The organism is Tumebacillus permanentifrigoris (assembly GCF_003148565.1).
Taxonomy (GTDB): Bacteria; Bacillota; Bacilli; order Tumebacillales; family Tumebacillaceae; genus Tumebacillus; species Tumebacillus permanentifrigoris.
Window position 1 is genome coordinate 13876 of record NZ_QGGL01000014.1, and the last position, 11175, is coordinate 25050.

Sequence of the window (11175 nt, forward strand, 5' to 3'; positions counted from 1 at the left end):
AGGAAGGAATGACGACATGGATCTCGGAATGAAGGACAAAGTCGTGTTGGTCACAGCAGGCAGCAAAGGTCTCGGCCGCGCCGTGGCGTTGGAATTTGCCCGCGAAGGGGCAAGCGTGATGATCGCCTCGCGCAGTGAGGAAGAGTTGGCGAAGACCGCTCGAGAAATCGCAGGCGAGACAGGCGCAGCGGTGGACTTCTGCGTAACCGATCTCGGGAAGCGGGGCGACATCGACGCGCTGTTTGCAAAAACGCTAGAGCGGTTCCAGCGTCTCGATGTGCTCGTCACCAATGCGGGCGGCCCGCCGGCTGGGAACTTCGACAACTTCGAAGACGACGTGTGGGAGCGCGTGTTCCAAGCCAACCTGATGAACGTCGTGCGCCTCGTGCGCGGGGCGTTGCCACACTTCCGCGCTGTCGGCGGCGGTCGGATCGTCAACATCACCTCGACGTCGATCAAGCAACCGATCGAAGGTCTGTTGCTCTCGAACACCTTCCGCGCGGGCGTCAACGCGCTGGCGAAGTCGCTCTCGGTGGAACTGGGTCCGGAAGGCATCCTCGTCAACACCATCGCCCCAGGTCGGATCTCCACCGACCGCATCCAAGAGCTGGACGGCTTGCGTGCCGCCGCTACCGACAGCACGAGCGAGCAAGTGCGTGAAGGCTTCGAGCGCCTGATTCCGGTCGGACGCTATGGTACGCCGGAGGAGTTCGCCCGCGCTGCCGTGTTCCTCGGTTCCCTGAGCAACACCTACGTCACGGGCCAATCCCTGCTCGTCGACGGCGGCATGGTGCGCGCGCTCTAGTGCAACACTCGGAGCAAAAAACGACCCGTACAGCCACGGCTGACGGGTCGAATTTCGAGCAAACGTCAAAAGACACACTTGCAGCGGAGTCTGCTTCCAGACACGGTCAGCGCCGTTTCCCCAAATGGTGGTTGCTGGTGGGCTATGTGCTGATCGGTGTGCTCGCCTTTCGCGACAAAGACACCTTGCTCGACTGGATTCACCAAGGCGGGAGCGACCACGTGTTTTTGCTCTACCTTCTAGGCACGTTCTTTGCACTCGTCCCGGTGATGCCGTTTGGCGTCATCGGTGGGGTGATGGGGGCGACCTATGGCGTGTGGGCAGGCGGTGCGTTTAACTGGTCGGTGTCGTTGACCGGCTCCGTGCTGATGTTCCTCGCGTTTCGCTACCTGTTCGCGGAACGCGGGCGCCGGGCGCTCGAACGCTTTTCCACCGTGGAACGCTTCAATGAACGCCTTGAACAGAACGCCTTCCTCGCGATCCTGTTCACGCGGATGATCCCGATCGTGCCCGCCTACGTCGTCAACGTCTACGCCGCACTGGTCGGCGTGCCGTTTCGCACGTATCTATTCGCCAGCGCGATCGGGAAACTTCCTTCGAACTTCATGTTCGCCTACGTCGGGGAGCAGATGTTCACGTCCTGGCGCAACATCGGCCTCGTCATCATCGCCTACCTGCTGTTCCTCGGCCTCGTCTTCCTGTTCTACCGCCGCTGGACGCACGTAAAAAAAGGATCTGTCAGCTAAGTGCTGGCAGATCCTTTTTTTCATGAGCAGCAGTCGTCGGGCTTGAACCGCTGACCGCTTGTTTTACATTGCGCGACTGTGTGAACGCCACCACCACCAGCAATCCGGCGATGATCGTATACCACCACGCCCCCCCGATATGCAGGAATGCGAATGCGCCGAGAATCGGCCCGAGCGCCCCGCAGATGCCCCAGTTGGCACCAAACACCGCAAAGTACCGGCCGATCTGCTCCGGCGGTGCCATCACCGAGATCGCTTTTTGGATCTGCGGCCCGTTCATCATCTCGCCCAGCGTGAACAGCACTTCCGCGAGGATGAACAGCACCAGCGCGTTCGACCAGCCGTAGCCGATCGCGGTGCCCGCCAGCAACAGATAGGCGATCAGGATCACGCGTTGCATCGGGAATCGCTCCGAGAACTTGGCGATCAGGATCTGGCAGAGCACGACCATCGCTCCGTTGATCGTCATCAGCGTTGCGAACACATCGAGATAGTCCGCGCTGAACTGTGTCTTCAAATGCTGGGGGAAAACCGACTCCACCTGCGTGTACAACAGCGAGACCGGAAGCGACGAAGCTGCCATATAGAACAGCAACTTGTGATCACGGAAGCGCAGGCGTGGCTGCTTGGACTGAGGATCGCGCTTGGCAGTCTGCGCGCGCTGGCGAAGTTCCAACGACAACGTCTCAGGCACTTGCCAGAGGATCAGCAACGCGTACAGCAGCATCGCACCCGAACAGATCATGAACGCGATGTTCGGGTTGACCTTGTAGATCGCGACACCGATCAGCGGGCCACAGGCGGCTCCGACATTCAGCGCCGTGTGCAACAGCGCGAACACTTCCGAACGGCGGTTCTCCGGCACGACATCGGTCACTTGCGCACTTGCCGCCGGGAAAAACAGCGTGCCGCCGATCCCGTTGAGGATCGTCAACAGAGCAAAGGAGAGCACCGAGTCCGCCCACATATAGCCCAAGATGGAAATGCCCTCAATCACCAACGCGGCGATCATCACCGGCTTGCGGCCATAGCGGTCCGCAAGCCCTCCCGCATACAGCCCGGCGATCAAACCCGTCAACGGCTGCAACCCGATGATCAACGCGGTGACCAACAGATCCCCATTCATCTTGTCAAACAGAAACAACGATAGGAACGGACGAATCATAAATCCGGCGATCGTTGTCATCACCGTTCCGATCACGCGAATCCAGACCGTGCGATCGTAACGGCTCAAAAGTCTCCTAACCCCTGTCATGTTGTACCTTCCCCTCTGAGGAGACAAACTCTTCAATTGTTTTCAGACAGTATACAGGATTTGGAACATAGGTGTCTAGAGCCCAAATTTACCTAGACAAGCGCACATGGACGGCGGGCGCATATACTGCCAGTGACATTTGACGAAGGAGGTCGAGCGGGTTGAAAGTCTACACGGTCCAGAAGGGCGACACCATGTGGAAGATTTCCAAGACGTGGGGTATCTCCCTAGAGCAACTGATCGCAGCCAATCCCCAAATCCCAAACCCCGATCAAATAGACGTGGGTACTGCAGTCAACATCCCCATCAACGGGATGTCGGCAGGTGAACTCATCACCAAGGAAGAACTGACAGCGCCGATCGCACCGGTTCCAACCGAGGTGGAAGATCTCGAGATCGCACCGGCCCCAACCGCCATGCCGACCCCGGCACCAGCCCCGGTCACTGAGCAAGCGTACCCGTCCGTCCCGAAATGGGAAGGTCTGTGGAAGTATGTGGTGAAGCACGGCGACGACGCGATCAAAATTGCTAAGCAAGTCGGCGTGACGATTGAAATGTTGAAAGCGGCCAACCCGCAGTTGGCGCACACGCTGCACTTGGATAAGATCTATCCGGGCCAAGTGCTGAACATCCCGTCCACGGGGATGAAACCGAAAAACACCAGCGGCATGACGAAGGAGCAACTGACCGCTCCGATCCAGCCGCTTGCTGTTGAACAGCCCACAACGCCAAAGGAGATGGATTTCATGGAAAAAGTGTCGCCTCTGAACATCACGCCCCCGCCGATGCCGATTGAAATGCCGATGCCCGCACCGGCACCGATGCCCGCGCCGCAGATCATGCCGCACATCGACCTGAACCTCCAATACGCACCGCACAAAGACAGCCACAACAACACCAACATCAACTGGCAGCTGCAAAACATCAAAAGCCCTGCACCGGCCCCAGCTCCTGCCCCGCAGATGGTCTCTCAGCAAGTGATCGTGCCGGAGCATCACTATGTACACCAACACCACCCGATGGTGATGATGTACATCCCGGTCACCACCAAGAAAAAGCACCACAAAAAGAAATGCCACAAGAAAGTCAAAGCGAAAAAGTGCGGGTGCCACAAGCACCAACAGCATCATCACCACGCACATGACGAGCATATGCACCACCACAACATGATGATGGCACACATGTACAACCAACAAACCATCGGCATGCAGCCGAAGACATTCTACCGCGACGAAGATTGATGCCGGGGAAAAGGGGGCCCTCTGGGCTCCCTTTTTTCTACATCTAGAGGAGGCGACACCTATGGGGGAGAACTGATCGCAAAACTGGAGCAAGGGTTCGGGCTGCGCATCTACCGCCGCGTCAAGCTGCGCACCGTGACGGGCATGCAGACCAGCGGTGGCGCGATGATCCTCAAACGCTATGAAGGCAATGGGATGCGCCGTCGGCTCGATGCTCTGGCGGATGCGCTCGACGCCGTGTTGCTGGCGGGTGTGGAGATCGCCCCGTACTTGCGCACAGACAGCGGATTGCCGTACATCGTGGATCGCAACGGGCTGTATACGATCCAGCCGTGGTTGCGCGGGCGCCACCTGTCCCTCAAAGTGCGGGAGGAGCGGTTGGCGGCTGCACGCGCCTTGGCGAACTTGCACCGCGTGCCGGCGGGGCACAGCAGTGACAAAGCCTTCTATCTGCGCGTGCCACCCCTGTGGGAAAAATACCGCCACCGCCTCGAAAAAGCGCAGTTGGCGACGTTCAAAGACCCCACTCTGCGCGATGCGTGGCGACCGTTCCAACAGTTGGCGCGCCATGCGGTCTATGAACTCCAGCAGTCCTCGCTGGTGCGCGCACTGGACCACGACTTGCAGCACGGATCACTTTGCCATCGCGACCCTGCCCCGCATAACTTTATGTGGTCCGGCGAGGGGGCGGCGCTGATCGATTTTGATCTTTCGGGATACGATGTGCGGGCGCATGACCTGTACCAATTGATGAACCATGCGCTGTACTTGAATGGCTGGGAATCGGGGCTATTTGCGGAGATGGTCGAGGCGTATGACCAGATCATGCCGCTCGATGTGGATAACCGCTCGGTGTTGCAATCGTTGATGCGCTACCCGTCGTTGGTGATCCGCGAGTGGTACGACTTTGGCAAAACAGACAACCACCACACCTTGCGCACGCGGCTGGCTTGGGCGCAGATGCAGGAAGAGAAGCGACAGCAGGAACTATAAAAAACGGCACATCCCGCGCGGGCGGTGTGCCTTTTTTTCATGAGGTTAGGAGCGGATCGACTGTGACTGTGAAGAGGCGGCTTGCTCCTCCCGTTGTTCCGCCCGCGCGATCAAAACCAACCCACTACTTACGACCGTCAACAACAAAATGAGGGCCACCATGCTTAACAGCACCACGCTCACCATCCCTTTTCATTAACTTAATTAGTTCGTTGTCTATATAGACGATGGATGAACTGATTTGGTTTCACTAAAAAGGGAAAATTGTGAGTTTTTTTTAAACGGTCAGGCACTTTCCAGTTTGCGGCGGGTAAATCCCTCCATCACGAGCAGACCGGCGATCCAACCGCCGAGGAACGGGCAGAGTTTTTGTCCATTGACCGCGTAGGCGATCATCCCGGCACAGTACACCACTCCACTGCACAGGAAGTAGAGGGAGGCTGTTTTTTTCAGTCGAACCACCTCGCTTTTTTACAAGTTCGTTTTACTTTATCGTGGATTGATTGTCCATTATGTGCATTCGACTGGAAAATTCGGTATACTGGACACGGACAAATCGGATTTTGGCGACGGGAGTGAACGGACGCATGGAAACGCACGATAAACGCTTGCCAGTCACGTTGTTGACAGGGGCGCTCGGCAGTGGCAAGACCACGCTGTTAAACCGAATTTTGCAGGAGAACCACGGGATCAAGTTCGGCGTGATCGTCAATGAGTTTGGCGAGTTGTCGATTGACCATCATCTGGTCGTCGGCACGGACGAGCAGGTTGTGGAGTTGGCGAACGGGTGTGTGTGCTGTACGGTGCGCGAGGATCTGCTGGATGCGATCACACGGCTGTTGGAGCGCAAGAGTGGCATTGAATACTTGGTGGTCGAGACGACCGGATTGGCAGACCCGCGTCCGGTGGCCCAGACGTTTTTGCATGAAGAACTGTGTGACGATGTGCGGTTGGATGCGATCCTGACGGTGCTAGATGCGGCGAACTTCCATGACAACTTGTTGCGCACAGGCACGACGATCGACCAAATTCTCGCAGGGGACATCCTCCTGCTGAACAAAATCGACCTCGTCAGCGAACGGATGCGCGATGAAATTAAGGAAGAGATCGGAGATCTCAACCCTTACGCGAGGCTGCTGGAGACGGTGAACGGGGACGTCGATGTGCGCCTGCTGCTCGATTTGGACTTGCACCGCGGGGCCACAACGTCCGCAACCGCGACGACGGACACAGGAGCTGCCCTCAATCCTGACGAGATCGCGGAGTTAGCAGATCTAGACTCTGCTGGTGATTTCGTATCGCTTGCGAGACTGTCAGCTTCTGCGAAAACGGCGGGCTCCCATCTGGACCGCGAGGAGATCTCCTCGGTTTCCTTCACGACGACCTATCCGTTTGATTATGAGCGGTTGGGCGAGTTCTTAGAAGCGTTGCCGCGGAATATCTTCCGGGGGAAGGGCTTGCTGTGGATCGAGGGCTACGAGCAACAATTGTTGTTCCATCTAGTCGGGGACCGCTCCACCGCCGTCTTGCACACACCGTGGCCGGAGGGTCCGCGCGAGACGAAACTGGTGCTGATCGGACAACGCCTCAACCGCGAGGAACTGCTCGCTCAACTCGATGCCTGCTTGTTGAAAAACTGATCTAGACAGCGCCACTCCTGACACGGGAGGGGCGCTTTTTGCTGAAATTACCATCGTTTTTTTCCGGCATCTATGATAAAAAAGGAAATGTATGTTCGGCTAGGGAATACATTTATCCTCAGGCTGTATTTTTTGAGGAGGACACTCATGCGAATCTTAGGAATCGACCCCGGGTACGGACGTACTGGATATGGCGTGATCGACTCGATCGGCAACCGCATCAAGTCTGTGGAGTACGGTTGCATCGAGACCAAACCCCATACGCCGATCCCCGACCGCCTCGTCGATATCTACGGGGCCGTGCGCGAAGTGATCGCCCGGTTGCAACCGGAAGCGGTCGCCGTGGAGCAGATCTTCTTCTCCAAAAGCGTCACCACCGCCATCGACGTCGCCCAAGCGAGGGGAGTCGTGCTGCTCGCCGCCCGCGAAGCAGGACTCCCTGTCGCCGAATATACCCCGATGCAAGTCAAGCAATCGGTCGCCGGTTACGGCAAAGCAGATAAAAAACAAATGCAGGAGATGGTGCGGATGTTCCTCGGCCTCGCCAACATCCCCAAGCCTGACGACGCAGCCGACGCGCTCGCCGTCGCGATTACGTATGCACACAACGCCCCCTTCCTAGATCGGGTGGAGAGGATGAAACTCAAGTGATCTCATTTGTCGAAGGGATCGTCGAATACAACGAACTTGACCATGTGGTGCTCAACGTCAATGGCATCGGCTACCGCGTGTTCACCACCGGCACCACCGCGTACCAAGTAAACCAAGGTGAGAAACTGCGCTTGCATACACATCACCATGTGCGCGAGGATGCGATCCTGTTGTTTGGGTTTCAGACCCGCGAAGAGCGCGAACTGTTCGTGCGCCTCAACAACGTTTCCGGGATCGGGCCGAAAGTGGCGATGGCGATCATCGGGGCCGGAGCACCCGATCAAGTGGTGTTCGCCATTCGCAATGATGACCTGAACTTTTTGACAAAGTTGCCAGGAGTAGGTAAAAAGACCGCCCAGCGGCTCGTTCTCGACCTCAAAGACAAGCTGGACGACTTGGCGGCCCTTTTCCCGAGCACACCTTTGTCTCAGACACAAAAAACGCCGCCTAAGGCGAAAGCACTAGGAACAGAGCTATTTGAGGCACTTTTGGCCCTCGGGTATAATGAGAAGGAAGCGCATGGGGCTGTCCGCGCCATCGCGGAGGAGATCGAGCCTGCTACGAGACTGGAAGACCAGATCAAGCTCGCTCTCAAACAACTGATGCGTGTATAGAGGAGAGTCAGCCTTGGAGGAAGAGCGTATTCTATCGTCCGATTATCTGCACGAGGATTCAGAGCAAGAGACGTTGCGCCCACGCTACCTGCACGAGATGATCGGGCAGCGCCATGTGCGCGACAACCTGCGCGTCTATATCGAAGCTGCCAAGATGCGCAAGGAAGCGCTCGACCATGTCTTGTTCTACGGCCCGCCGGGCCTCGGCAAGACGACGCTGTCGAACGTGATCGCCAATGAGATGGGTGTCAGCATACGCACCACCTCGGGGCCGGCGATCGAACGACCTGGCGATTTGGCCGCCCTGCTGACGAACCTGCAAGAGGGCGATGTGCTTTTTATTGACGAAATTCACCGGATAAACCGAAGTGTTGAAGAAGTGCTCTACCCGGCGATGGAAGACTATGCCTTGGATATCATCATCGGCAAGGGACCGGGCGCACGCTCGGTCAGGCTCGACCTGCCGCCGTTTACGTTGATCGGTGCCACGACCCGCGCGGGCATGCTCTCACTGCCTTTGCGCGACCGGTTTGGCGTGGTCAGCCATCTGGAGTATTACGAGATACCCGATTTGCAAAAAATCATCGTGCGGACGGCTGAGATTTTTCAAGTGCCGATCTTGCCGGACGGAGCGCTGGAGATGGCGAAGCGTTCACGAGGCACGCCGCGGATTGCGATCCGCCTGCTAAAGCGCGTGCGTGATTTCGCGATGGTACAGGGCGATGGTGTGATCACCCAAGAGTTAGCCGATTACGCCTTGAAGTTGATCCAAGTCGACCCGATCGGTCTCGACGCGGTCGACCACAAACTGCTGCTGACCATCATGGAAAAGTTCTCCGGTGGTCCGGTCGGCCTCGATACGATCGCAGCGACGATCGGCGAAGAACCCGACACGATTGAGGATGTCTATGAACCGTATCTTTTGCAGATTGGATTTTTGCAGCGAACCCCACGCGGTCGCATCGTGACGATACATGGATATCGACACTTCGGATTGACTCCTCCAGAGCGCTAGGAGTCGGGAATCGACAAGAAATTTTTGGAGAACCCGCTATTTGCCCCACAAAGGTTCAACCGTATGCGAAATCCTATAGCAAGCGAGGTGGAATGGGTGGGAATCTTACCGTTCCGACGCAAAAAAGCGGACGAAACGACTGATCTCCATCAGTTGCTGACCCGCTCGCGTTGCGGAGATGAAGAAGCGCGCAACAAGATCCTACGAGACTACATTCCGTTCGTGGCGAAAAGCGCCTCCCAAGCTACGGGACGGTATATTCGCAGGGGCCAAGACGACGAGTTTAGCGTTGCACTGACCGCCTTTAACGAAGCGATTGAACGTTATGATCTGGATCGTGGCACGAGTTTCTTGGCGTTTGCCGACACGGTGATCAAGCGCCGCCTGATCGACTATTTCCGCTCGAAACAGGCGAACCAGCGCGACCTGCCGTTCTCCGACTTTGAAGTCGAGGATGAGGAATCCAACATCATCAACTACGTCGAAGTGCAGAAGTCTGTCGAACAGCATCAGAAGCAACTGGAGACTGACTCCAGGCGGGATGAGATCCTGCGCTTCACTGCGATGTTGATGGATTTCGAGATTTCGATGGAAGAATTGGTCGACATCTCCCCGAAGCACCAAGACGCTCGAGAGAATGCGATGGAAGTGGCAAAAGCGTTGGTGAGCCAACCGGAGTTGCGCGACTATCTGCTGACGAAAAAGTCATTGCCCCTAAAAGCATTGATGAATCATGTTGCGGTCAGTCGGAAAACCATCGAGCGGCAACGCAAGTATATCATCGCCGTCTCGTTGATTCTGATTGGAGACTTTGACATGCTGCAAGATTACATCACGTAGAAAGTCACGAGAGGAGAGGGGGGTCGTCGATGCAAAACAAAGGGATCGTCATGCAAATCGCCAATCATCAAGCGGTTGTAATGACACAAGACTGTCAATTTCGTAAAATACCACTCCTCGAAGGGATGACCATCGGTCAGGAAGTTGAGTTTCCCGCGGATGTCTTACTGGCCATGCCTTCGAACAACAGCAAGCAAGCGTGGTACGCAAAACCGTGGCGCAAGACAGGTCTGGTCGCCGCTTCGGTGCTACTCGCCGTCGGCCTGTGGGGAGGTCAGTCTTTCCTCGGGGAGACACCGGCGTATGCGTATGTCACAGTTGACATCAACCCAAGCGTGGAATTGTCGATCGGCAAGAACCAACATGTGCTGCTGGCCACTGCGCTGAACGACGAAGCAGAGATCGTGCTCCAAGAGCTCAAGCTCAAAGGCATGCCGATCAACGAAGCGGTCGAGGCGCTGGCTCAAGCTGCGCAGACGAAGGGCTTTTTCCAAGACACGACCGAAGTGATCATCTCGACATCGGCTGCGGTTGACGCCGAGCTGTTGAAAAATGAGAACGTTGACCTCGTCAAGTTAGAAGGCGACCTCGTCTCCAAATTGAAGACGGTGGCGGTGCAACAGCACCCAAGCGTGGAAGTCGAAGGGGTGACCGTATCCAAGGAAGTGCGTGAGGCAGCCAAGCAAGCGGGCGTTTCGCCAGGCAAGTACGCGCTGTACTTGAACGCAACCTCGAACGGCATCGAAGTGGAGCTCGACGACCTCAAAGCCAACTCGATCCACCAAGTAGTCGACCAACAGCCGCAGATGGCAACGGTCGTGCATGAACTGCAAGGCGGGGACAAACTCGACGCGCTGTTGAAGACGTTGAAGGAAGAGGGCAAGAACTCGCTGCTGAATTCCAACAACAAAAACAAAGGAATTCTGCCGAGCACCAGCCCAAGCACCGACAGCAAGCAATCCGACGATGGCAAAAAAGTCCCGCCGGGCCAAGCGAAAAAGGACGAAGACAAGCAGGACGACAAAAAAGGCGAAATCTCCAAGCAAAATTCGACCCCGGAGACCAAGTCGAACAACGGCAACAAAGGCTCCACACAAAAATCGGACGACGATCATGCGAAGAGCCAGACGGACAATAAGAGCAAGAACCAAAACCGGAACGACGACAAAAACAACACGAAAAACAACAAGAACGAAGACAAGAACGACGACAAAAAAGGCCACTACGACATCCACGTCAACCTACCTGGCCAGCATTAAAAAACACTCGATTCCGCCTCCGTGCGGATCGGGTGTTTTTTTGTGTTACTCCTCTGTAACCGCTTTCGGTAGGATTGAATTGTAAGGTGTAAGAAAATTCTAAACAAAAAAGGGAG

11 protein-coding genes are annotated in these 11175 nt (G+C 56.4%); 10 read left to right on the plus strand and 1 reads right to left on the minus strand.

Annotated elements, in window-relative coordinates; translation table 11 throughout:
• Nucleotides 1-16: 16 nt before the first annotated feature.
• Entirely contained in the window at nucleotides 17-805 is a 789-nt protein-coding gene (locus C7459_RS15555) for an SDR family oxidoreductase (protein ID WP_109690216.1), read from the plus strand.
• Nucleotides 805-1551: a TVP38/TMEM64 family protein gene (locus C7459_RS15560; RefSeq protein ID WP_109690217.1), complete on the plus strand. Its 747-nt coding sequence runs from the start codon at nucleotides 805-807 to the stop codon at nucleotides 1549-1551. Before C7459_RS15555 ends, C7459_RS15560 begins: the two co-directional genes overlap by 1 nt.
• On the opposite strand, the gene C7459_RS15565 is transcribed toward C7459_RS15560, so the two are convergent.
• Nucleotides 1544-2785 (minus strand): MDR family MFS transporter, encoded by a 1242-nt coding sequence (locus tag C7459_RS15565; protein WP_245884575.1) that lies wholly within the window; start codon nucleotides 2783-2785, stop codon nucleotides 1544-1546. The two genes, C7459_RS15560 and C7459_RS15565, sit on opposite strands and share 8 nt — an antisense overlap.
• 182 nt (nucleotides 2786-2967) lie before the next feature.
• Between C7459_RS15565 and C7459_RS15570 the strand changes: the two genes are divergently transcribed.
• The 8 genes from C7459_RS15570 (at nucleotide 2968) to C7459_RS15605 (ending at nucleotide 11059) form a co-directional block, all read left to right on the plus strand.
• Complete coding sequence (locus tag C7459_RS15570) at nucleotides 2968-4047, plus strand: LysM peptidoglycan-binding domain-containing protein (RefSeq protein ID WP_109690219.1); 1080 nt, start codon at nucleotides 2968-2970, stop codon at nucleotides 4045-4047.
• A gap of 144 nt (nucleotides 4048-4191) precedes the next feature.
• Nucleotides 4192-5040, plus strand: a complete 849-nt coding sequence (locus C7459_RS15575; RefSeq protein ID WP_109690220.1) for a phosphotransferase — start codon at nucleotides 4192-4194, stop codon at nucleotides 5038-5040.
• Nucleotides 5041-5627: 587 nt separating this feature from the next.
• Complete coding sequence (locus C7459_RS15580; RefSeq protein ID WP_170119493.1) at nucleotides 5628-6680, plus strand: CobW family GTP-binding protein; 1053 nt, start codon at nucleotides 5628-5630, stop codon at nucleotides 6678-6680.
• A gap of 147 nt (nucleotides 6681-6827) precedes the next feature.
• The gene (ruvC, locus tag C7459_RS15585) at nucleotides 6828-7331 is read left to right on the plus strand and encodes a crossover junction endodeoxyribonuclease RuvC (RefSeq protein ID WP_109690222.1); all 504 of its coding nucleotides are present in this window, start codon (nucleotides 6828-6830) and stop codon (nucleotides 7329-7331) included.
• Nucleotides 7328-7945, plus strand: a complete 618-nt coding sequence (ruvA, locus tag C7459_RS15590; protein WP_109690223.1) for a Holliday junction branch migration protein RuvA — start codon at nucleotides 7328-7330, stop codon at nucleotides 7943-7945. The genes ruvC and ruvA overlap by 4 nt, the downstream gene beginning before the upstream one ends.
• 13 nt (nucleotides 7946-7958) lie before the next feature.
• Nucleotides 7959-8960: a Holliday junction branch migration DNA helicase RuvB gene (ruvB, locus tag C7459_RS15595; RefSeq protein WP_109690224.1), complete on the plus strand. Its 1002-nt coding sequence runs from the start codon at nucleotides 7959-7961 to the stop codon at nucleotides 8958-8960.
• 96 nt (nucleotides 8961-9056) lie between these two features.
• Nucleotides 9057-9800, plus strand: coding sequence for an RNA polymerase sigma factor SigI (gene sigI, locus C7459_RS15600; protein ID WP_109690225.1), 744 nt, complete (start codon nucleotides 9057-9059; stop codon nucleotides 9798-9800).
• A gap of 29 nt (nucleotides 9801-9829) precedes the next feature.
• Complete coding sequence (locus C7459_RS15605) at nucleotides 9830-11059, plus strand: anti-sigma factor domain-containing protein (RefSeq protein ID WP_109690226.1); 1230 nt, start codon at nucleotides 9830-9832, stop codon at nucleotides 11057-11059.
• The last annotated feature ends 116 nt before the right edge of the window (nucleotides 11060-11175 follow it).

Coding starts and splice junctions, on each gene's coding strand:
- C7459_RS15555 (WP_109690216.1), top strand. CDS start 17: ATGGATCTCGGAATGAAGGACAAAGTCGTGTTGGTCACAGCAGGCAGC.
- C7459_RS15605 (WP_109690226.1), top strand. CDS start 9,830: ATGCAAAACAAAGGGATCGTCATGCAAATCGCCAATCATCAAGCGGTT.
- C7459_RS15580 (WP_170119493.1), top strand. CDS start 5,628: ATGGAAACGCACGATAAACGCTTGCCAGTCACGTTGTTGACAGGGGCG.
- C7459_RS15575 (WP_109690220.1), top strand. CDS start 4,192: ATGCAGACCAGCGGTGGCGCGATGATCCTCAAACGCTATGAAGGCAAT.
- ruvC (WP_109690222.1), top strand. CDS start 6,828: ATGCGAATCTTAGGAATCGACCCCGGGTACGGACGTACTGGATATGGC.